The organism is Fibrobacter sp. UBA3629, assembly GCF_002374005.1.
Taxonomy (GTDB): Bacteria; Fibrobacterota; Fibrobacteria; order Fibrobacterales; family Fibrobacteraceae; genus Fibrobacter.
In genome coordinates, this window is the sequence record NZ_DFLC01000015.1 from 140675 (window position 1) to 162868 (window position 22194).

Below are 22194 nucleotides of genomic sequence, written 5' to 3' on the forward strand. Positions count from 1 at the left end.
CAATTTACAAAAATAGTCCCCGACGGATTATTCCCCGACGGCCTTGTAACTTCTAGGGACATTCAACCGCCAGGTTCCGAGGCTGAAGGCCTTCCCGTGGGTCACCTTCTTCAGGCGTATTTCAAGATATTTAGCACCGTCGCGCTCGAACACGATTCTTTCGGCCAGCGTACGGCCTTCGAAGGGCCTATAGTCCAGGAATTTCAGCACCTCGGGCTTGCCGCCACTCCCCTTCTTCGAGATCCATTCCACCTGCCCGTCACGCACCGCATACGTCAGGCGAATTCCCATGGCGTCATCCGCCTCTACAAGTTTCAGGCCCGCGGAATCCCGCTCCGACACCGGTTTCGCACCCGCGGGTACATATTGCCCGTCAAAGAAACCGGCAATCTGGTGAATGTTCACCGTCGGGATAGAGGGTTCACCGAAAAGCCCCACCATGTAGCCCGCGCCCTTCATGTAGAGTTTCTCCGTCGGGAAGGTCATCGTCCAGCCTTCTTCCTGCCACAGGAGCGAGGCAACGCCAATCCCCATCGCGCCCGTGAGTTCCATGCGGTAGCGCTTACCGGGTACCGAGAACAGTACCGCGTCCAGGTTCTGTTCCTTGCCGTTCTGGTCCACGAGGGTAATCGCCATCTTCGCGCGGAGGCTATCAGGCTTCGGCGCTTCGGGTGCGCACGCCGTACTTGCCGCACCAGCATTTGCCGCGTCGGCATCTGTTGCACCGGCCACGCACTTCGCCGCAGTCGGTTCCACCGCAGGTTTCGACGACGCACACCCCGCAAGCCACACGGTCACGGCACAAAGCACGGCGAGCGCAATGCGATTCACGAAAGCAGTGCGATTTAAGACAAACAAACGCATGAATACTACTTCTTGCCCTTCAAGAATTCAAGCGCAGCCGGGTTCTTGGGCTTGAGTTTCAGGAGCTTGCGGTAGGTTTCAGCCGCCTCGGTCTTCTTGCCGGCGGCCGCCTGTATCGCGCCCAGGTGTTCCAGGTACTCTTCATCGTCCTTGAACTTTTCGGGATTGACCTGCATTATCACTTCGAGCGCTTCCTGGAAGCGGCCCAAGCGGTAGAGCCCCCAGGCCTTGGAATCTATAATCGCATCGGGCTTGTCGCCCTTTATCGCGTCGAGCGCCTTGAGTACGAGCGAATAGCCGTATTCCACTTCGGCCTTGTTGCGATTCAGGTTAATGAGCGTGTAGCCGTAGTAGTTTGCCACCTCGGGGTAATCGAGCTTTTGCAGCTGAGGCGACTTGAGGATAGCCTCGAACATCGCAAGCATCTCGTCTATGCGGCCGAGACGTTCGAGGTTCCGAGCCATCGTAAAGCGGAGCTCGACATCGTCGGGTTCCTCGGCCAGAATACTTTCCCAGAAAAGTTCCGCCTTCGTGCGCGCCTCGCGTGCGGCGGCACGGTTCAGGGAATCCTTCAGGGATTCCTTCGGCTTGCCCGCAGTGAAATCTTTGAAGAAATTCGTGAACACGGTCTTGCCTTCGAGGTCGCGCGCCTGAATCATGAGCACGTCGGCATAGGCACGCTGGAACCTGCGGTGTTTCGCCTTCGCGGCAGCCATCAGTTTGTTCAGTTGCGCGGAATCCACGACCGCTTCCATCGGGCGCCAGTTGCTCCACACGCCGAGCATCGAATCTAGCAGTGCATACGCCTTGTTGAATTCCTTCGCCGTACCGAGCGCAAGCGCAAGGAACACCTTTCCTTCGCCCTGCAGCAGGGAATCCGCCTGTTCCGCATAACGCACACCTTCCTTGTTCTGCCCGCGGCCAAAAGCGATTGCCGAAAGGGTCCTGCTCGCCTGCGCACCCGCCTCCTTGTCATTCACGAGCTTCAGGTGTGCGCTCTCGAGGTGCACCTTCGCGCTGTCAATCTCGTGCAGCATATACTCGTTGAGCCCGAGGTGATACACCAGCTCCGGCACGCGCACGCCATCGGTGTAATATTTCTTCTTGAGGAACTCGAGCACTGGTTCGCGCGGGCCGTTGACAAACGTAAGGAGGGCAAGTTCGATCATCATCGCATCATGCTCTGTCGAACCCGTAATGGTATCGGCAATTGCGCGCGCCTCCACATACCGTTTCTGCAACACCAGGGCATGCATGCTCTTCGCCAGATATTCCCGTTCGCCCGTGGCCTCGTACGCCTTGTAGAAGAGGTCCACCACCAAGGAATCCTTCCCCGTTTCCACAAGAAGGCCCATCTGCCGATTCAAAAGCGACTTTATGTAGTTGGTCTGCGGCAAGAGAATTTCATACACGCGGACCAGTTCTTCCTTGTCCTGCACCGCTTCCAGGAACAGGCTATAGTCATAGAGGAGCGTCATGTCCTGGCTCTTCGAAGAATCCAAAGCGAGGACAAAGTATTTGCGCGCCGAATCGGCAATGCCTTCGCGCACGTAGACTTTAGCCATGAACTCGTACTGGCTCGCAAGGTGCTTTCCAGGGAGCTGGTTCGCACGCTGCGCCATCGCAACCGCGGCGGAATCCATTCCGGCATCGAAAAAACGCTGGGCGACGGCAAAGGCCAGGAACCGGCTTTTCGGATCCGCCTGGGATGCCACATACCACAAGGAATCCGCTTCGGCACGCAAACCGCGACGGTCCATATCCAATGCATTGATAAAGGCAAAATGTGCCAGATCCAGGTCCTGTTTCTGGGTCATGGAATCCGCGGCCACGGAAGATTCTCCAGCCGGAGCCGGCGATGCCGGGAGAGCCTCAGCCTTCTTCGCAGGAGCAGAACTGCACGCCGCCAGGGCGGCGCACATTACTGCAACAAGGAATTTGGCGACGGACTTCATAGGCGCTAATCAACGATGACAAAGTCAATCTTCGAATCGGGTTTCAGGTAATCCCCTTCCTTCGGGGCCGTTTCAAGGACCGTTCCCGGACGCTCTCCGTTTTCGCCCTTCACGCGCTTAATCCTGCCGACCTGGAAACCGAGTTTTTCAAGTTTCGGATAGACATCGTCCATGATTTCGCCCTCGAACGAAGGAAGCATGACCTTCCCCGTGGTGGCCCCCGCCGAAATAACCACCTTGATGGTGTCGCCCATACGGACCTTGTTGCCCGCCATGGGCTCGGTACGGATGACAACTCCGCGGGGAATGCTCGCATGCGCGCCCTTTACGATTTCGCCCTGCACGAGGCCGGCACGGGTAAGCGAGATTTCGGCCTGCTTCTGGCTCTTGCCTCGCAGGTCGGGAATTTCCACTTCGCGGACACCGAGACTCTTCGTGAGCTTCACCGTGCGTCCGAGTTTTGCAGTCCGACCGGCGGCCGGCAGTTGCACGAGCACCATGCCCGCAGGCACCTGGGCGCTATAGCGGCCCTCTTCCAGCCATTCGCACTTGAAACCGGCGGAATCGAGCGCCTTCTCAACGGCGGCAGAATCGAGCCCTTCGAGATTGGGAACCACACCGGTACTCGCGAAGTGTCCGGAAAATACGGGCAACACAATCTTATCTACCGAGAAAGCGAGAACAACAATCAAGACAATCCAGAACAAGAACGCCTTCACGATAGAAGACTTCTTGATCCAGGAAACTAGCTTATTCAAAATCGATTTTAGTTTGCTCATAATAGAACTGGAACGCCACGCCAGACAGGCCTCCCCTCGGCCGCCGGAATGGCACTAGCAACTAAGCATTACCCTTTGGTCGCCTTCTCTTGCAAAGCGCTCTCGTCGAAAATGACGATGTCCTTGCCGGTCATGGCAATCGCGTTCGTCTTCACCAAAAGCGAGCAGATGCGGCTCACGGTTTCGCGGGTCGTGCCCGACATGTCGGCCAGCTGCTGCTGGGTCGGGCGGTTGTGGATGACCGTCACCATGTTGCCGTTGTCGGTATGGATGCGGACGCCGCGTTCTTCCATGAGGTTGAGGAGAGTGCCGGCCACGCGCCCGCTAACAGACATCGTGGAGAGCGACCCAATCTGGCGGTTCGCCTTGCGGAGGCGCTTGCTGAGTTCGCTCAGGAGGCCCATCGCAATCTCGGGGGACTGGCGGATGAGCTGCAGGAAGGATTCACGGTGGATGATGAGCAACTGCGCGTCGGTCACGGTGCGCACCGAGGCAGACCTCGGTTCGCCGTCGATGAGCGACATTTCGCCGAAGAAATCACCGCGTTCCAAGAAGCTGAGGATCGTCTCACGCCCATCGACGCCGGTCATGTAGACCTGCACCGAGCCCGACGCGATGAGGTACAAGGCCTGCACCGAGTCGTCGCCTTCGAGCACCACCGTCTCGTCGCGATTGAACTTCTGAGACACCACCAAGTTGGCGAGCATCCCAATCTGCTCTTCACTTAGTTCTGAGAAAAGCTCTACGCCTTTCAGCAATCCGAGAATAGTAGCATCCACCATCTTAATTCTCCTGTCTTAAGTTAAGTCACGTTATAGCCCCAACCCCTTTGCGAGGCCAGAATCGATTACAATACTTTGATCGCGCTTGGCGCCAATAGAAATCATACCAATTTTCACGTCAACAAGTTCTGCCAATTTCTGCAAATATTTTTTTGCGTTTTCCGGAAGTTCGTCGTAACTGCGGCACTTGGTCGTATCGCACTTCCAGCCGGGCATTTCCTCGTACACCGGAGTGCAGCGGCCCACCTTCGAGAGCTGGTTCGGGATAAAGTCGAGCTTTTCGCCGTCGCATTCGTAGTGGGTGCAGATCTTGACCGTGTCGAAGGTGTCGAGCACGTCGAGCTTGGTGATGGCGAGGTGCGTAAGGCCGTTCACCACGGCCGCCTTGCGGACAACCGGGGCGTCGAACCAGCCGCAACGGCGGTTGCGGCCCGTGGTGGCGCCATATTCGTTACCGATCTTGCGGAGCGTGTCACCCGTCTCATCCAAAAGTTCCGTCGGGAAGGGGCCGTTACCCACGCGGGTCGTGTACGCCTTCACCACGCCCCAGACTTCGTCCAGGGCCGTAGGTCCGACGCCCGCGCCGCAGCTCGCGTAACCCGCGACCGTATTGCTGGAGGTCACGAACGGGTAGGTACCCTGGTCCACGTCGAGGATGGTGCCCTGGGCGCCCTCGAACACGAGGCGCTTGCCTGCCTTCACGGCCTTGTAGAGCATCTCGCTCACGTCGGTCACGAACGGCTTGATCTTCTGGCCGAGTTCGAGGTAGTCCTTGATGACCACTTCGGGGTCGATCGCCGGGACGTCGTACATCACGGTAAATTCTTCGTTGTGGACCTTGGCCATCGCCTCGACGCGGGGGCGCAGTTCGCGTTCATCCATGAGGTCACCCACGCGGACGCCGATACGGTTCACCTTGTCGCTGTAGCAGGGGCCGATACCGCGGCCCGTCGTGCCGATGGCCGCCTTGCCCGCCTTCTTCTCCTTCGCCTTGTCGAGCGTGGAGTGGTACGGAAGCACCACGTGGGCGTTGTTCGCAATGAACAGGCGGCCTTCCGGGTTGATGCCCTTCGTGTGGAGGTCGGCAATCTCGGCGAGCGTCTGGATGGGGTCGAGCACGACACCGTTACCGATGACGCAAATCTTGTCCTGATGCATGATGCCCGAGGGGATCAGGTGGAACACGAACTTCTGGTCGCCCACCTCGACGGTGTGGCCCGCATTCGCGCCACCCTGGAAGCGCACGATGTAGTCCGCATCGAGCGTCAAGAAATCAACAACCTTCGCCTTACCTTCATCGCCCCACTGGGAGCCGATAACAACACGATTTGCCATATATCCTTCATTTTTGTGACCCGGAGCAAAGCCTTGGCGGGCAGCCCGCGGGTCGATTGCTTGTTTAAAACGCGAAATTGCAACGCGGGGGATTTCCCTGCGCCCTTTTTCGCTTTAAAGATAAAAAAGTGGTTTTGAATTCGGCGCCCCACCGAATGAAAATGAAGCCCGAGAGGGCCACAAAGGGAGTTTTGCACCTAAAAACACCCAAAAACAGCCCACTTATAGGCACATTTTTATAAAATTTTATACAAACTAACATTCTCGACAAGCCCCCGTCGCAACATTCGAAAGCGGCGCCAACCCGCTCTCCGCAAGACAGGCGCAAGGCTACATCAAGGCGTTTTTTGGGTAATTCCAACCACATGAAAAAAGAGTGCACCCCTCCTGTAAATTTTTATGTATATTATAATTAGATACATACTTTAAGAGATTGCTCTTATTCTCGAATCTGAAATCTGGTAAATTTCTACAACTCGAGAGAATAGGACAAGCACTCGCACCCCATGGGTGTGGGACGTGTTTGTACTTTTCCACGAGTAAGGTTTACCAGAACCGCAGATTCGGTAAGTGCAAAGGCGATTCCACACTTTTTTCGTCTTTACACCGAATATGGCCATCTCTTACATCAAGGAGATGGATATGAAACAGCATGTCTACATTCTGACCCTGTCAGTTGCAGCGGCACTCGCCACACTGAGCGCCTGCGGCGACGATTCCTCGACAGGCAACCATGCGGAAGAACCCGAAAACGCCGTTCCCATGGATTCGGTCGCGACAGACGATGACCTGCCGAGCTGCACCGAGAAGCGCCAGGAGTCAGTCGCATTCGTCGAAGACGATTCCTCTATCCGCATCTGCCTCGACGAAAAATGGGAAGAGGCCGAAAGCGTCGCCGCGACACGGGAAGACCTACCCAACTGCTCCGACAAGCGCAAAGGCGTCTCTGCCTACGTTCTCGACGAGCACGGGTTCCTGACATGCACCGATGGCCGCTGGAAATCCGATTCAAAGGAACCGGAATCATCCGAAGCAAAATCCAGCTCTTCCAAAAAGACAGACAAGTCCAGTTCGTCCGGCGAAAAGAACAGCTCCGGAAGCGAGAAGGTTTCTTCGGCAAAGGACGAATCCTCCAGTTCCGCCGAAGCGAAGAGCTCTTCTTCTGATAAAGAAGCGAAATCCAGCAGTTCCTCGAAAGGAACGTCCGCAAAGAATTCGCTGACGGCGACAATCTATGATACCGATGCAACGTTGCACCCCGCTTTCTCGTGTTATCAATCGAATCCTGGGGCAGCAGCCAGCGAAGGTTGCCAAACTGGCGCCCAGGGAACAGATTCCAAGATTGCCATAAAAGCCGCTACTGACTGTTCCGGCATAATTCAAGGAATAGTCGAAACGACTCTTGGTTCCGACAAGAAGCCCGTACTCACCGAAGCTGGCGAAAAGTGCTTTATTGAAGACAAGTTCTTCAACCAGTTGTTCAACTATACAGAAGGAGTCAACGAAGCGGTCGCCTGGGAAATGCCATTCCCAAAGAATGACAACGGGATATGGATGTTCAATTCGGATTCCACCATTGACGGAACCAAAATCGGAGGGTTCTTCCCCATCGAAAACACAACGGACGATGACATCTTGACTGTCGGAGGCAAGAAGCTGGGACCGTTGGCAGATGCCAGGACAAAGAGGGATGGCGAATCTCCGTACTTTATAAATGACAGCGTTGACTTCTATCACTACTGCAAGGGACCCGGATGGACCGATGGAGTCGAGGACTGCGGAGGAAGCTTCATGAGTTTGTCGGATCATCAGGAATTCTACAACATGCTGTATGGGAACACCCACTGGAGGGAAAGCCGCAACCATCACTTCTGTATGGAAATCCACGGGACGTTTACCTATTCCGACACGCTGGAAGCAGGCTTCTCCGCCTCGGGCGACCAGTGGGTCTTTATCGGGAACAAACTCGCGGTGGATAACGGCGGCACGCACGTGAACGCTCCGGGATTTGTCCAGATGAAAGCGCTGAACAAGACCTACAGTTCGTTCATGAAAGAGGGCGAGAAATACCCGATTGACGTATTCTTCTGCGCACGTCGCACAAGCCTGAGCGACTTCAGCATGTGGACAAACTTCCCGATAACGCAGGAATAACGACAGCCTACTTCGCGAGCGCCTCGATATCGGCGCGGCTCAGGTAGGTGCGCTCGTTCAGGGCCTGCGCAATCTTGCAGAGCTGCGTCTGGCAGGCCATCAGGATGTTGTAATCCTGCTCGACCACGTTCGTCTCGGCCAGCTGAAAATAGTAGCACGCCGCCTGGAACTTCTGGTAGTCCGGATCGTTCTTGTAGAGTTCCATGGGCAGTTCCTTCATGACGGTATCGAGGTCGCACTTGAAATCCTTGCGCATCAGGAATTCCGCGATATGGCCCGCCATCGCGATATGCGCGTCGCCCTCGAGTTCCGTACCCGCGATGTGCGTGGTGCCCGGCTGCTCCTTGGAATTGTTCATCTTCACGTAATCCAGCGGGCGCTTGAACAGGAACGCGACAAGCGCGTGGCCCGCCTCGTGATTGCACAACTTCTTGAATTCTTCTTCCCCGAAAAACTCCACCAGCGATTCATGCGTCAAGACTTGTTCCGGCATTGCGAAACTCCTTTTCTAGCCGGATAAAATATATGAAAATTACAGGCGTTCCCCATTCAGCGTGTTATTGACAAGGTGCGTCCTTTCCTTGTTATTCGCATCAAAGTATATCGGAAGCGCAGGTAATCCCGCCGCAGCGTCACCCGAGCAACGGAAGGAACAATTTTCAAAGTCTCCCGAAGCTTCTGGCATAATGGCTGCGGCACACTTTATGTAATCTATCTTGCAGTTATTGAACGTTCCATGCGCCCCGATATCTATACGGAGCGTAATGCATTTTTCGGAAAACATCTGGCAATCGACAAACGAGCACTGCGCGAAATGCCACAGCGACACGCTCGGTTCATTTTCTCCACGGAATGAACAGGCCTTAAAAGAGGCCGACGGAAATTCGCCCGACAAGAAATGACTTTTGGTATTTCCTTTAACCAGCACGCCTTCTTCAAAGACGCAGTTTTCGAAAGTTGATTCACCTTCATAGATTTCAACTTTTTCCGTAAAGACCTGACCTATGTATTTCCCCGGAGCCATATTCCCTCGCCGCATTGCGTCACAACCATAAATGTACAATTTTATGGTGCCATAAAACGACATTAAATAATTTTCTTTCGTTCCTGCCTATCTAAAAAATATTGCGTAGATAAACAGAAACGCCAAGAATATCCCTGTAAGGCAGCCGCCGCACATGGCTATTTCCCGTTGTGGTTGCCGCGCTTTGCGTAATCGGCATCGACCTTCGCCTTCCACTGGCGGGCGTTCTTGCGATTGTTACGGATGTCGCTCATCAGGCAGCATTCCGCCTCGTACATGACTCCGATTCCGGGTTTGTCGTTCACGAAGTTTGCGGCGCGATCCTCGTCGATGCCGAAGTTCCTTGCGGTCTCGATGGCGTCGATGTTTGCACCGAGGAAGATAAATTCCCAGCCGTACTTCTGCTTCTGGCGTTCAATCATCTGCTTCACGCGTTCGGCGGTGTACTTGCGGCTCGAATTCTCGTAGCCGTCGGTGGTGATGACAAAGATGGTCTTTTCGGGGCGGTCTTCGTCGCGGGCGTACTTGTGCACGTTGCCGATGTGGTGAATTGCCCCGCCGATGGCGTCGAGGAGCGCGGTGCAGCCACGGGCGTAGTATTCCTTTTCGGTGAGCGGCGCAATGTTTGCAAGCGGGGTGCGGTCGTGGAGCACTTCCATTTCGGTATCGAAGAGCACGGTAGAGACATACGCCTCGCCCGTCTCCTGTTTCTGCTTGTCGATGGTGCTGTTAAAGCCCCCGATAGTATCCTTTTCGAGCCCGCTCATGGAACCACTGCGGTCCAAGATAAATACGATTTCGGTGAGTCCCTGTTTCATGATTGCCTCCGTGCCGCTATGAATGCGGCTTAGGTAGTGGTCGCTGGCTTGGTGCGTTCGCACCTTCACATTTGCGACCGGTTAACGATGGCAATAATAGATGCTAGGTGAGGCGTTTTGGTCGCCTGACAGGCGACATTTTAAGCGCCTAGAGTTGGCAGCCCGAACTTGAAAAGCATGTTATTGATTTCCCAGATATCGAACATTCCGCGCTCGATAAAGTACGAAACGACCAGGTCGCCCCTGTTGGAGGGCGAAAGCGCGAGTTCCGCGCGGGCGAGCAAGTCCTTTGTCTCGTCCATGTTCAGGTGGAGCGCGATGGCAAGCGCGAGGGCCGTCTTCTTGGTGGGCTTGTACTTTACGTTGCTTCGTATCTTGGAAAAATGCTTGCGGTCGAGATTCGCCTTCTTGTAGACTTCCACGTCGTCCAGGTTCTTTTCGTGAATGAGATTGAACAGCTTGTCGCAGAAGGTTTCGCCGGGTTTCGCGAGAATGTCGTCGAGGCTTGCCGAGCTTTTTTCTGCCAGTTTCATCGCGCAATAGAGAGGTTCCTCGGCAGGAATCTGCGGCGATTGCAGGGCCATGTTTTCGCATTCCTCGTCGGGAACGTTGCGACCTTGCCGGCGCCGCCTTGCATACCTGCGCACACCCTCGTATTTATCTTGTACGTAATTGTCGTCGATAAACGCCTGGATATCGCTGTACAAGTCCTCGGAAACTTCGAACGCCTTGCGGTCAAACACCACGAGGGTCACCAGCATTTCGTTTGTCTGCAAGAACTCGCCGATAGTTTGCGTCGCAATCCTTACGGCATAATCCTTCGGGAACCGGAACACCCCGCTGGAAATAAGCGGGAAGGCGATGGACTGGCAGCCCAGTTCCTTCGCCTTATCGAGGGCATTACGGTAGCAATTTGCGAGCGCGAGCATTTCGCCGGACTTGCCGTCATTCCACTTTGGCCCCACGGTATGGATGATGTACTTCGCGTCTAGCGCGAACGCGGGCGTCACCGCCACCCCAGCAACGTCCAGCGGGCCGACCTGCTCGCGGGCCTTCAGCAGATCTTCGCGGCCTGCGGCCTCGTAAATCTGGTATTCGGTACCGCCCCCGCAAATAGGGTGCCTATTCGCGGAGTTGACAATGGCATCAGCCTTGACCTTGGTAATGTCGTTGCGTACAATTTCTAAGGGCATTACTTACTTTTCTTGTAGCGTTCGATGCATTCCTGGTAAAAGTCGTACGTTTGCTTGGCGATGGACTTCCAGCTGAACACATCCACGGCACGCTTGCGGCTCACCTCGCCCATCTTCTTCGCGAGTTCCGGGTCAGCAAGAACCTTGTTTAGCTTGTTTGCAAAGTCGGTCTGGAAGGCCTTCGGGTCGGCAGGCTCGAAATCCGTCTCGGACACATGCTTGAGCGGCACCAAGAATCCGGTTTCGCCGTCCACGATAATCTCGGGAATCCCGCCCACCGCAGAACCCACCACCGGGGTCCCGCAACTCATCGCCTCGAGGTTAATAATCCCGAACGGCTCGTAGAGCGAGGGCGTGGCGAACACGGTCGCATGGCTATAGAGCACGCGGAGTTCCTCGTGCGGGACGGCTTCCTGAATCCACACCACGCCGTCGCGGGTGGCCTGGACCTTTTCGATAAGCGACTTGCATTCCTCGGCGAGTTCCACCGTATCGGGAGCACCCGCACAGAGCACCACCTGCGCCTTCTTGTCGATTTGCGGAATGGCCTGGATAAGCTGGCTAATGCCCTTCTGGCGCGTAATGCGGCCCACGAACAGCACGTAGGGGCGGTTCGGGTCCACGCCCCACTTCTCGAGGATGCCCGCATTGAATGTCGGCGCGTAGAATTCCGGGTCGATGCCGTTGTAGATAACCTTTACGCGGTCCTCGGGCACACCATAGAGTTTCATCACGTCGCGCTTCATGCCCTCGCTCACCGCAATCACGCCGTCGGCAGCCTCGTAGGCCGTGCGTTCGATCCAGCAGCTCATGGCATAACCGCCGTCACCGAGCTGTTCCGCCTTCCACGGGCGGTGCGGTTCAAGCGAATGCGTAGTGAGGATTAGCGGGCACTGCAGAAGGCGGCTCGCAAGCACGCCGCCGAAATGGCTGTACCAGGTGTGACAATGGATTACGTCAATGTCCTTGAGGGTAGCGGCCCACTGCAGGTTGATATCGAGCGGCTTGAAAATTTTCTGGAAACGGTCATCTTCCGGATTCAGCCCGATCTTGCGCGAAAAGCCCAATGCACGGATATTGTCCTCGTCGACATCCTGGTCTCCGAAGCAGCGCGCCTCGATGTGGCAAAGCTTTGCGAGTTCCTGCGTGAGGAACTTGACATGGATACCTGCACCACCGTAAATCTCCGGCGGGAACTCATTGGTCAGAATTGCTGCGTTCATGCGATTAAACTCCGGTTTGACGTTCCTAGACTTCATTAAAATAGTAATTATATCATAGAAAAAGAGCCTATTATTAAATTACATCTTTTTTCAAAATATCTATTTTTCAGGTAAAAACGGGATAACGCGAATGTACAAGAAATTACTGACAAGCCTGTTCTTCGCCTCGTGCGTCACGGCCCTCCATGCAGAACCGAACTGCACCAGCGGTGATCCGGTCAACGGGTGGGGCAATGCCGCCCCGGAAGACGAAGCTCAGTGCGCCAAGGAATACTACGAGAACCTCCTGAAGAACGATCCCGACAAGTTCTTCGAGGCCTGCAAGCTGGACGGATGCCCGGTCAAGTGGAACGACGTGATGCTCTACGCCGCCGCATCGAATGTTCTCGCCGGAGGCCACGACCCCAACAGCAGGCTGCGCGACGACAATACCGCGACCGCCTGGGCCGCCAAATGGGAAGGCCAGAAGAACCTGACCATCGCCATCAAGGTGAAGGCCAAGGTCATCGCAGGATTCAGCATCGCGAACGGCTACCAGAAAACCGACGAGGATTTTGAAAAGCACGGCGCCATCAAGAAAATTTCCATCTACCATGACGCCGTCACCGAAGCGAACAAGGTCGGCACCTTCGAAATCAACAAGCAGAAGGAAATCCAATACTTCCCCTTCGACAAGCTCCTGAGAGGCGCCGGCAAGCTTTTCTGCCGCATCGAGGAAGTTCACGAAGGCGAAGCCGCGTCCGTAAGCGCATCCGAATTCAGGGTCTGGGGCAACTAGCCACCACCCCCAAGACAAGCCTCTATAAAAAGTGCCCCGCCGGTATGGCGAGGCACTTTTTTGGAGTGAGTGTGGAGATTCTTAGAAGTTCTTGCACTGGCCTTTCCACTTGCCATCGTGGCCGGCGATGTTTCCGTCGATGTACTTGCCGCTGGTGCCTACGAAGTCTGCCTTACGCCATTCTTCGCCACCGAGATGCCAGCGCATCCAGGCAACCGTAGCGGCCATGCCGTCCCACGAGCCGGAACCGTGACCGTAACCGCATTCCCTGCGGCCGGGAGCGACTTCGTAGCATTCGGTACCCTTGCCACCCGTCATCTGGATAAGGCATGCAGGTGCCTTGACGTTCGCGTTGTTGTAATCGTTCTCGGCGTTGCCGCGTTCCATGCCGCCTTCACCGTAGAGGATAGCGATAGTCCGGTCGGTCGCCACCTTCATGGCACCGGCTCCGCCCCAGTCACCGCTGTTGTTGAGGAATGCGGTAAGCACGCGCCTGTCCTTGATGAGGGCCTGTTCGGATTCGAGACCACCCATGGAGTGGCCCGAGCAACCGACCGTATTCATGTCGAGCTTGCCAAACAGCGGGCTGTTCGAATCCTTGTTCAGCCCATCCAGCCAGTCGAGAGCCTTGATGGCCTGGGTCGCGTTGCCCGGAGATTCCTTGAGAGCAACCACCACGAAACCGTGAGATGCAAGACGGCGAATCATGCCTTCGTAAGCACTCGGTTTTGTACCACCACCGGGGCCCCATACCACAACGGCATGCTTCTGGTCCGGATTGTCGGTCAAGCGCTTGGGGTATGCGAGAATCCCTTCCCCATCCCAGCCGGTATTCGTCTTGTACTCGACTTCCATATAGTTCTTTTCTTCTTCCTTGTCGTTCGCGAGGAAAATTTTCGGCACGGAGGGCTTCGCTTCTTCGCTGGAAGAAGAAACGACCGGAGCCGCTTCGCTGGAAGAAGATTCAGCCGAAACCGATTCGCTGGAAGCGGGCGCGACCTCGGCACTGCTTGCCGGATTGACATCCGCACTGGAAGCAGGATTCACATCTGCGTTGCTCGTCGGATTTACGACCGGATTTGTCCCAGGGCCGCAAGCATCGGGCAGGCTAGAGGCCAAGCAGGCATCGTCGCCACCCGGAGTCACCGTCCCGTCCCCCATTTGGGAGGGATCGACCATGCCCGAAGAACTAAGCGCGGCAAGCGGATCGTTCGGATCGTATTGCGGGGCATTGGTCAACGCGGAATCGTCGCAGTTGACAACGGCAAGGGCGGCACTTACAACCACGAGGCCCTTCGCTAGATTCCTGAAGAATCGAGATTTCATTGTTTTACTCCTTGTTTTGCTCCGTAACCGCATATAAAGATATCTCGCAAAAAAAAGAAAAACTCGCGGCTTACGCGAGTTTCCATGGACAATAAATCCAAAAGCGGCAATTTAACGGGGCGCGTAGATACGCGACATGAACTCGGCGCGGGTCTTCTCGTCGGTCTTGAAACGGCCGAGAAGCTGGGTCGTGACCATCGTGGCGCCGGGTTTCTTTACCCCGCGCATGGTCATGCACATGTGGGATGCCTCGAGCACCACCGCGACTCCCTTCGGGTTCAGTTCCTTCTGGATGAGTTCGGCAATCTGGCGGGTCATGCGTTCCTGGATTTGCGGAAAGCGCGCATAGAATTCCACCACGCGGGGAATTTTAGAAAGTCCCACCACGCAGTCGCCCGGAATGTAGGCCACGTGGGCCTTGCCCGTAAACGGCAGAAAATGATGTTCGCACATGCTCGCGAACTCGATATCCGGCACGATAATCATCTCGTCGTACTTCTCGTGAAAGCGCGTCTTGAGGATATCCTCGGCACGCATCTCGCCCGAAAGGCCGGTCATGAGTTCGGCATACATCTTCGCGACACGCTTCGGCGTATCGAGCAAGCCTTCGCGGTTCGGATTCTCGCCCATGCCGGCGAGAATCATCCGGAAGCCATCTTCCATCATCTTCAGGTTCATACGGACAAAGATAGAAAAATTACCGGATATCAACTCTCACCAAGGCGCCAGCGCCCTTGGCAATATATATACCGTGCGGAATGTTTTCGAGCGACATGCCGTTTATCGCGGTGCAGACAAGCGTTCCGTTCAGGTTGAACAGCCTGATTTCGCCCGCGGATTCCAGACGGTTGCCCACGCGGACAATCCCGGAGGTCACGCGCGCCAAACCCTCACCCAACTGCGCGCCGTTCACGATTCCCGTCGTTTCGCCACCGGCCTTGAAATTTTCCACATGCGTGATGCCATTGTTCACATAGTCGCCGAGCCCGTAGGCACTGCGCATAATCTTCAGCACGTCCATGTCGAACACGGAGCCGTCCGGCGCGGACTGCCTGCGGATAATGGTCATGTTGTTTTCGCCCTCGTGACCGGTATCCCAGGCGATGGGCACCACCTTGTTCTGTTTCGCGAGTTTCATCACGGCGTCGTAATAGGCAAGGCGGCCCTTGCGGTGCTTCGCGTAGTTGTCGCCCGTCAGCACGCCCACGCGGTCGTTCGCACCGAACTCGCCGATAATCACGGGCACGCCCTTGTCCACAAAGTTCGTCTTCATCTTGCCGAACTGTTCCTGAATCTGCGCGCTGGTGCACTTGTCGCCCATCGCGCCCGCCCAGGCGTTGTAACCGCAGTTGTGCACGATGTCTGCACCGGTCGCAAGGCCATCGCCCCAGTAATATTGCGGATAAACTTGCGCGCCCCAGTCGGCAATGTCGTTCATGAGCGTGTAGGTGTACGGGTCATAAAAATGCACCTCGACCATCAGGCGGTTTTCAATCACGTCCTTCGGGAGCTTGGAAACCGGCATCACCTCGGTCGTGCGGTCGATACTCGTGGAAGGCCCCTGGATTACAAGAGTACGGCTCGCATTGTTGCCGCCCGTTGCACGCACGGCATCCACGAACGTCTGGTGGTATACCATCAGGATTTCCGTCTCGTGCCTGTAATTGTCGTCGGTAGTCGCGGGCTCGTTCGCGCTCGCAAAGAGCAGGTTCTCGTTATAGTCCTTGAAACGCGTCGCAATCTGCGTCCAGTAGCCCTTCTGCTTCGCGTTCACCTCGTCCTTCTTTTCGTCCTTCAGGTTCTCTTCGAGCCAGCCGCCATCCCAGTGGATGTTCAGGACCGTCACGAGGCCTGCGCGCATGCACATGTCCACGACCGTCTGCACCGAGTCCATCCAGCTTTCGTTGATGACACCGTCCTTAGCGTGGCTATCCCAGGCGCAGGGTATGCGTATGGTGCTGAAACCCGCCGCCTTCACCGAATCGATGTAGGCTTCTGTCGGGAACTTGTTGCCCCAGCCTGTGGGGTTGCCCGGAACTTCCATCGTGTTGCCGATGTTAATCCCGAAACCCATCTTGTTGAACATTTCGCCCGCCGTCGGGAGCGTTTCGGCATTCGCGAGCACAGCAAGCGACGCCACGGAGAAGGAAGCGGCCTGCGCCGCAGTCCTGAATCTGCTTTTAAGCATAACATCCCTTTAAGGCGCGAAGGCGCCTTCACTTCAAACAACACCCAAAATATATATGGATTTACAGCCCGCAGGCGCCCGCCAGGCAGTTTTTCTCGTTGACAAAATGTCCTTGAATTGGATTTCTTTGCAAAAAAGTCGGGTTTTAGCAGAATTTACACAAACACGACTTCGTTGCCGGTGCGGGGCGACTGGCTGCGGTTCGGGAGGCCACTCTCCGTATCGGCGTAGCCGATGGCAACGGAGGCGTACACGCGTTCGTCTTCGCGCAAGCCAAGGCCACGCAGGTATTCGAGGAGCGTCGGGTCTTCGTTCAGCCACTTGAGCTGGTTGATGTAGCAACTGCCCAGGTCGAGCTCGTTCGCCGCAAGCATCATGTTCTCCACCGCGCATGCCACGTCGGCCATGTTGTTGCCGTAATCTTTCTTGTTCGCGACTACAATCAGAACAGGCGCCGTGTAGCAGAACGAGTAATTGCCTTTGCGGGCGAGCGTGATGGAATTCTTGAGGCTCTTGTACAGGTCTTCGCGGAGTTCCATCTTCGCGAACGCTGCCTGTACCAGTTCCTTGAGTTTCGCAATCACCGAAGCATCCGAAATCACGAAGAAGTGATTCGTCTGAGCGTTGCCGCCGGTAGGGCCAAACTGACCCGCCTCGACAATCTGCTTCAACTTCTCGAGTTCCACAGGCTGTGCCTTGAACTTGCGGGTACTGCGACGTGTGCGTATTGCTTCGAGTGTGTTCATACTACTTATCCAGCGGGAGAATCAGGATACGCGAGTTGCGCTTCTGGTTGTAATGGTCGCGCTTGCTCTTGGGCAAATCCTCGACCGTACCATCCTCGAATCCGAAGTGGTAGAACCAGTCGAGAGCCTGCGTGGTGAGCAAGAACAGCTTACTGTAGCCTTTCATGCGCCCGACAGAAATCAGGTGCCGCACGATGGCATCGCCAATGCCCGACTTGCGGTAGTTCGCACCCACCGCGATGCCCGCAACTTCGGCCATCCCGTCTTCGAACTCGTGCAAGGCGCCGCAACCGTGAATGCTGTTGTCGATGCTGTACACCACGTAGTCCTTGAGCTTCTCGGAAATGCTTTCCTGAGTGCGCGGCACCAGGTAGCCCTTCGCGATGTAGTCCTGCATGATGCGCAGGATATCGGGAATGTCCTCGATGTTCGCGGGCCGGATACTCGAGTACTGGTTCGCGTACACCATGGTACCGTCGCCCCGCGCGCTGAACACTTCCTGCAGCACGCTGCCCTGAAATTCACCGCTCAGCAAATGCACGCGGTTAGCGCCCGCCTCGCACGCCCGGATGGCGTTCATCAGGTAGTCCATCTGCGCGAAGTCGAGCACGTCGGAATTGAGTTCCAGCAGTTCCTTCGCCTGGTCCACGTCCAGTGCCGAAATCACGCCCGAGTCGGTCGGTTCCAGATACTTCGTGTTCTTGCCGGTCACGAGCCCCTTGAGCTTGATGCCGTTCTCGTTACCGATAAAGAACAACTTGCCCACCTGCATGTACTTGCAGATTTCAGTCGCGAGTTCGGTAGAACTGATGTTGTAGGCGTGCCCGAGCTTGTTCCACCCGATAGGCGGAATGATGGGCACGAACTTCTCGTCCAAAAGCTGTTCGAGCGTATCGCGCTGGATACGTTCAATGCGCCCGGTACGCATGTAGTCGATACCGTCAATAACCCCGAGGCTCCGGGCGAGCACCCAGTTGCCCTGGATACCCTTGAGCCCGCTCGCCGTGAGGTGGCTCATGATGCGCTGTGCAACCCCGAGGCTCGCCTGCTCAATGAGGGGCAGGGCCTCCTCGCTCGTAAGCCGGACGCCGCCCTCGAACTTGCTTTCAAGTTCCCAGGCCTTCAGCTGCGCGTCGATACTGTTCCGCGTACCCGGCACGATGATGATGCGGATGCCCGCTTTGTGCAACAGGGCGATATCCCGCATGAGCACGGGGAACAGCGGATGGTCCATAAGGCTATCGTCAATCTTCAATACGAAAAGCTGGCCCTTGAACCGGTCCATATAGCCGAACACTTCCCGGATGAATCCGGCAACTTCGAAGTGCTGGGAATAGAAATCGGACGCAGTGTTGTTCATATTTCTTACTTCTTCTTGCCCTTCGCAGGCTTCTTGCTATCCTTCGCGGGCTTTGCAGGTTCGGCAGCCTTCGGCGCTTCGGCGGCAGGCTTCTCCTCGGCCTTCGGGGCCTCTTCGGCAGCGGGGGCGGCCTCGGCCGGAGCGGCAGGGGCAGCGGCGGCATCGGTTGGCGAGCCCGTCGAACCATCCACGGCCGGAGTCTCGGCATACACCTTCAGGAGTTCCACCTCGAACACGAGGAGCGCATTCGCGGGAATCATCGGCGGCACGCCGGCCTCTCCGTAAGCAAGCGCGCTCGGAATCCAGGCCTTCACCTTCATGCCTTCCTTCATCACCTGGAGCAAATCCTGCCAGCCCTCGATCACGGCATTCACCGGGAATTCCAGCGGCTCGCCGCGCTTCACGCTGTTGTCGAACTCGGTACCGTCGAGGAGCGAACCCACATAGTGCACCTGCACCTTGTCGGAAGCCTTGGGGGTAATGCCCGCGCCTTCCTTAATTACCTTGTACTGCACTCCTTTGGTCGTCACCTTCACCGTGGAATCCAACACGTTCTTCGCGAGGAACTGAGCCTGCTCCTCGAGAGCCTTCTGGGCGGCGGCCTTCGCGTCGGCTTCCTTCTTCTGCTGCATCTGCAAGAGCAGGCCCTGGAGCGCCTGCTCGGAAGCGGAATCCGTCATGAGCACCTTGCGGCTCGTGTCCACCTCGTCCTTGATGGCGGCGATAATCACGTCGAGCTTGAGGGGAACTTTTATTTCGGCAATCGCCCTGCCAAGATCCATACCCAGGGCGTAACTGTAGCGGTCGACCGTGCTGTCGAGGGAAATCTTCGTTTCGGGGGCAACCGCGGGAGCGGGAGCCGGAGTCGGGTCTGTCGCGGGAGCAGCGTTCTTGTTTCCGCCACAGGCGACAAAAACCAGGCAAGAGGCAGCAATCGGGGCTAAAACAGAAAATTTCATACAGGAGATCCCTTTCTTGGATGTTATCATAAGAAAAATAGGTAATTTCGCTCACACCCGCCTCCGAAAAGGGGCAAGATTGCGTGAATCACCTCACAAAAAACCTGCTTTGTAAACTTCCATAAACATTTTCCATTGCAGAAGGGCGCTGCATGTACTATTTTTTATAAGCAGGAAGAGAAAGGTACAGCTTATGACCAGCAACTTTATGAATATCGTAGCGAAAGCAAGCGAGAACAAAAGTCGCTTTGACACGTCTATGCTCGGCCTCAAGGACGAACTTGAGAAATCGGTGAGCCGCGACGCCAGCATGGTGCGCGCACACGTGAGACATCCCAAGGGCACAACCGGCTGGCTCCCGGGAGCCCTCTCCTACCCCTGGATTTTCGTCTGCATCGTAATTCCTGCCGTCATGGACATGTTCGTCTAGGCGCCACTTTTCTATCTTTGTTGCCGTAAAACTAGCGCAACCTGCGCACCGGAGACCTTATGGCAGCACTCATCCTCGACGGCAAGGCACTCGCCAAGACCACTGAAGAAGAACTCAGCGCCCGCGTGGCGAAACTCAAGGAAAAGACGGGCAAGACCCCGATACTCGCCACCATCCTGGTGGGCGACGATCCGGCGAGCGCCACGTACGTGAAGATGAAGGGCAACGCCTGCGCCCGTGTGGGCATGGAAAGCATCCGCGTGGTGCTCCCCAAGAACACCACCACCGAGGAACTGCTCAACAAGATTCAGGAACTGAACGACAACCGCGACGTGCACGGCATTTTGCTGCAGCACCCGGTTCCGCGCCACATCGACGAGCGTGCCGCCTTCGAGGCCATCGACGCACGCAAGGACGTGGACGGCGTGACCTGCCTCGGCTTTGGCCGCATGGCGATGGGCGAACCGGCGTACGGTTGCGCGACCCCCGCCGGAATCATGCGCCTGTTGAAGGCATACAACATCCCGCTCGCGGGCAAGCACGCCGTGGTCGTAGGCCGCAGCGCCATCTTGGGCAAGCCCATGGCCATGATGCTCCTGAACGCAGACTGCACCGTGACCATCTGCCACAGCAAGACGCAGAACCTCCCCGAATTTGTGAAGCAGGCCGACATCCTGGTAGGTGCGGTCGGCAAGCCCGAGTTCATCAAGAAGGAATGGATCAAGCAGGGTGCGGTCGTGGTCGACGCCGGTTACCATCCGGGCGGCGTGGGCGATATCGAGAAGGGTCTCGACGACGTGGCGAGCGCGTACACCCCGGTTCCGGGTGGCGTGGGCCCCATGACCATCAACACGCTCATCTACCAGAGCGTGGAAAGCGGCGAAAAATATTTGGGATAATTCAAGGATCAAAGGCGCGGACTAGCGTCTTTGGCGTTCCAGCTCGACGGCGTCGGCTTCGGCGGAATTCGGAGAGAGGATATTCTTGACCGTCTGCCCTACGAATTCGGCGCCTATACCAATCAATGTCCCCGTGAGGGAATCGTTCGAGTATTCAAGGTTCATCGCAGCCTTCGCATCGGATGTCGCACGTTCGTTATGCAGCGTCGCGCTGTCCGAATAAACTAACGGGCCATTTTTCTTCGCGCCGGAAAGGTCTATCGAATCTGCCGCAGTCGGCGCAGAATTTTTCTTCTGCACGAGCTGCGCATTTGCAGCCGAAGCGCAGGCAAATAATGCAGCAAGCACGGCAAGACGGGAAACAAGCCTCTTCGCCAAGATCATGCCGCTTTTTCCTTCTTGTCGTGCCGCGCAAAGAACTCCGCGACAATCGTGCCGCTTATGGAATGGTACGCGCAGCTGATGGCACACGGAACCACGCAAATCGCAGCCTCCGGGTGGGCAGCCACGTTCTCGGGGTTCGCGAAGAAGGCCGCCGCAAGCACGGTCGCCATGCCCGCATTCTGCACGCCCACCTCGATAGCGATGGTGCGCTTCTTTGCGGTATTGAACTTAAAGATGCGCCCGACGGTATAGCCCAGCACGTAGCCGAGCCCGTTGTGGAAAAACACCACCGCAAGCACGAGGAACAACAGCGAAAGCCCGTTCGTAAGCAGGTGCGGGCGCACCGTCACGATGACACCGCCCACAATCAGCGCAAGGCCAATCACGCTAACCGCGGGCATATTCGCACGCACTTCCTTGAACACCGGGTTCTTGCCCAGGAAATAGTTGCAAATAAAGCCAACCAGAATCGGCGCAACCGTCACGTACAGGATGTTCAGGAACATTCCCTTCGCGTTCACGTCAATGCTCGTATCGGCAAGCCAGAGCACGAGCAGCGGGGTCATGAGCGGGGCAAGCAACGTCGAGACCATCGTCATGCTCACGGAATACGTCACGTCCCCTTTGGCAAGGAAGCTCATCACGTTGCTCGAGACGCCACCCGGGCAGCAACCCACGAGAATGATGCCCACGGCCAGGTACGGGTCGAGCCTGAAAACCTTGGTGAGAGTGAAGGCCACCAGCGGCATGATGGTGTACTGCGCGCACGCCCCGAGCAGAATGTGGAGCGGCTGCTTCATGAGGTTCTTCACGTCGTCGACGGTGATGGTGAGGCCCATGCTGAGCATGATGACGCCGAGGATTATGGAACTCGTGTTGCCGTGCACCCAGCCGAACGCGACCGGGAGGAAAAAGGCGACCACCGCGGCGCCGATGACGACCAGAGATGTATAGGTAGAAAGGAAACGGCTGATAGCCTTGATTATTTTCAACATGC

Annotated in this window: 22 protein-coding genes; 4 read left to right on the forward strand and 18 right to left on the reverse strand. The window is 56.3% G+C overall.

Annotated features, from left to right (window positions below):
* Nucleotides 1-27: 27 nt before the first annotated feature.
* The 5 genes from B2310_RS05990 to B2310_RS06010 form a co-directional block, all read right to left on the reverse strand.
* Complete coding sequence (locus B2310_RS05990) at nucleotides 28-864, reverse strand: hypothetical protein (RefSeq protein WP_290729529.1); 837 nt, start codon at nucleotides 862-864, stop codon at nucleotides 28-30.
* A 5-nt stretch (nucleotides 865-869) separates the two neighbouring features.
* On the reverse strand, nucleotides 870-2819 hold the full coding sequence (locus B2310_RS05995) for a hypothetical protein (protein WP_290729532.1): 1950 nt from the start codon (nucleotides 2817-2819) through the stop codon (nucleotides 870-872).
* A gap of 5 nt (nucleotides 2820-2824) precedes the next feature.
* Nucleotides 2825-3577, reverse strand: a complete 753-nt coding sequence (locus tag B2310_RS06000; protein WP_290729535.1) for a PASTA domain-containing protein — start codon at nucleotides 3575-3577, stop codon at nucleotides 2825-2827.
* An 89-nt stretch (nucleotides 3578-3666) separates the two neighbouring features.
* On the reverse strand, nucleotides 3667-4380 hold the full coding sequence (locus B2310_RS06005; RefSeq protein ID WP_290729537.1) for a Crp/Fnr family transcriptional regulator: 714 nt from the start codon (nucleotides 4378-4380) through the stop codon (nucleotides 3667-3669).
* Between the two features lie 30 nt (nucleotides 4381-4410).
* Complete coding sequence (locus tag B2310_RS06010) at nucleotides 4411-5715, reverse strand: adenylosuccinate synthase (RefSeq protein ID WP_290729540.1); 1305 nt, start codon at nucleotides 5713-5715, stop codon at nucleotides 4411-4413.
* A 642-nt stretch (nucleotides 5716-6357) separates the two neighbouring features.
* Between B2310_RS06010 and B2310_RS06015 the strand changes: the two genes are divergently transcribed.
* Nucleotides 6358-7869, forward strand: coding sequence for a fibro-slime domain-containing protein (locus B2310_RS06015; RefSeq protein ID WP_290729542.1), 1512 nt, complete (start codon nucleotides 6358-6360; stop codon nucleotides 7867-7869).
* Between the two features lie 7 nt (nucleotides 7870-7876).
* Here the strand turns inward: B2310_RS06015 and B2310_RS06020 are convergent, their stop codons facing one another.
* The 5 genes from B2310_RS06020 to glgA all read right to left on the reverse strand — a co-directional run bounded on the left by B2310_RS06020 (nucleotide 7877) and on the right by glgA (nucleotide 12127).
* Nucleotides 7877-8362 (reverse strand): hypothetical protein, encoded by a 486-nt coding sequence (locus tag B2310_RS06020; RefSeq protein WP_290729545.1) that lies wholly within the window; start codon nucleotides 8360-8362, stop codon nucleotides 7877-7879.
* 39 nt (nucleotides 8363-8401) lie between these two features.
* The gene (locus B2310_RS06025) at nucleotides 8402-8956 is read right to left on the reverse strand and encodes a hypothetical protein (protein ID WP_290729548.1); all 555 of its coding nucleotides are present in this window, start codon (nucleotides 8954-8956) and stop codon (nucleotides 8402-8404) included.
* 95 nt (nucleotides 8957-9051) lie between these two features.
* Complete coding sequence (locus B2310_RS06030; protein WP_173381681.1) at nucleotides 9052-9711, reverse strand: vWA domain-containing protein; 660 nt, start codon at nucleotides 9709-9711, stop codon at nucleotides 9052-9054.
* A gap of 140 nt (nucleotides 9712-9851) precedes the next feature.
* Nucleotides 9852-10904 (reverse strand): macro domain-containing protein, encoded by a 1053-nt coding sequence (locus B2310_RS06035; protein ID WP_173381682.1) that lies wholly within the window; start codon nucleotides 10902-10904, stop codon nucleotides 9852-9854.
* A complete protein-coding gene (gene glgA / locus B2310_RS06040; protein ID WP_173366448.1) occupies nucleotides 10904-12127 on the reverse strand; it encodes a glycogen synthase in 1224 nt (407 codons plus the stop codon). The genes B2310_RS06035 and glgA overlap by 1 nt, the downstream gene beginning before the upstream one ends.
* Before the next feature lie 130 nt (nucleotides 12128-12257).
* Here glgA and B2310_RS06045 point away from each other — a divergent pair, with 130 nt between their 5' ends.
* The gene (locus B2310_RS06045) at nucleotides 12258-12905 is read left to right on the forward strand and encodes an NADase-type glycan-binding domain-containing protein (protein ID WP_290729555.1); all 648 of its coding nucleotides are present in this window, start codon (nucleotides 12258-12260) and stop codon (nucleotides 12903-12905) included.
* A gap of 81 nt (nucleotides 12906-12986) precedes the next feature.
* Here the strand turns inward: B2310_RS06045 and B2310_RS06050 are convergent, their stop codons facing one another.
* The 6 genes from B2310_RS06050 to B2310_RS06075 form a co-directional block, all read right to left on the reverse strand.
* Nucleotides 12987-14231, reverse strand: coding sequence for an alpha/beta hydrolase (locus tag B2310_RS06050; RefSeq protein WP_290729558.1), 1245 nt, complete (start codon nucleotides 14229-14231; stop codon nucleotides 12987-12989).
* A 111-nt stretch (nucleotides 14232-14342) separates the two neighbouring features.
* A complete protein-coding gene (gene folE, locus B2310_RS06055; protein ID WP_072813434.1) occupies nucleotides 14343-14909 on the reverse strand; it encodes a GTP cyclohydrolase I FolE in 567 nt (188 codons plus the stop codon).
* 19 nt (nucleotides 14910-14928) lie between these two features.
* Nucleotides 14929-16419, reverse strand: coding sequence for a glycoside hydrolase family 5 protein (locus B2310_RS06060; protein WP_290729561.1), 1491 nt, complete (start codon nucleotides 16417-16419; stop codon nucleotides 14929-14931).
* 155 nt (nucleotides 16420-16574) lie between these two features.
* Nucleotides 16575-17165, reverse strand: coding sequence for a nitroreductase family protein (locus B2310_RS06065; protein ID WP_290729564.1), 591 nt, complete (start codon nucleotides 17163-17165; stop codon nucleotides 16575-16577).
* A gap of 1 nt (nucleotide 17166) precedes the next feature.
* Nucleotides 17167-18525 carry an amino-acid N-acetyltransferase gene (gene argA / locus B2310_RS06070; RefSeq protein WP_290729567.1) on the reverse strand — a complete coding sequence of 453 codons (1359 nt, stop codon included), beginning with the start codon at nucleotides 18523-18525 and terminating at the stop codon, nucleotides 17167-17169.
* A 5-nt stretch (nucleotides 18526-18530) separates the two neighbouring features.
* Nucleotides 18531-19484 carry an FKBP-type peptidyl-prolyl cis-trans isomerase gene (locus B2310_RS06075; RefSeq protein WP_290725431.1) on the reverse strand — a complete coding sequence of 318 codons (954 nt, stop codon included), beginning with the start codon at nucleotides 19482-19484 and terminating at the stop codon, nucleotides 18531-18533.
* A 193-nt stretch (nucleotides 19485-19677) separates the two neighbouring features.
* On the opposite strand from B2310_RS06075, the gene B2310_RS06080 reads away from it, so the two are divergent.
* Nucleotides 19678-19914: a hypothetical protein gene (locus tag B2310_RS06080; protein ID WP_173366453.1), complete on the forward strand. Its 237-nt coding sequence runs from the start codon at nucleotides 19678-19680 to the stop codon at nucleotides 19912-19914.
* Nucleotides 19915-19973: 59 nt separating this feature from the next.
* Nucleotides 19974-20813 (forward strand): bifunctional methylenetetrahydrofolate dehydrogenase/methenyltetrahydrofolate cyclohydrolase FolD, encoded by an 840-nt coding sequence (gene folD / locus B2310_RS06085; RefSeq protein ID WP_072813350.1) that lies wholly within the window; start codon nucleotides 19974-19976, stop codon nucleotides 20811-20813.
* Nucleotides 20814-20834: 21 nt separating this feature from the next.
* Here folD and B2310_RS06090 read toward each other — a convergent pair whose 3' ends face one another.
* Nucleotides 20835-21197: a hypothetical protein gene (locus B2310_RS06090; protein ID WP_290729574.1), complete on the reverse strand. Its 363-nt coding sequence runs from the start codon at nucleotides 21195-21197 to the stop codon at nucleotides 20835-20837.
* The gene (locus B2310_RS06095; RefSeq protein WP_290729577.1) at nucleotides 21194-22192 is read right to left on the reverse strand and encodes a bile acid:sodium symporter family protein; all 999 of its coding nucleotides are present in this window, start codon (nucleotides 22190-22192) and stop codon (nucleotides 21194-21196) included. The genes B2310_RS06090 and B2310_RS06095 overlap by 4 nt, the downstream gene beginning before the upstream one ends.
* Nucleotides 22193-22194 lie beyond the last annotated feature (2 nt).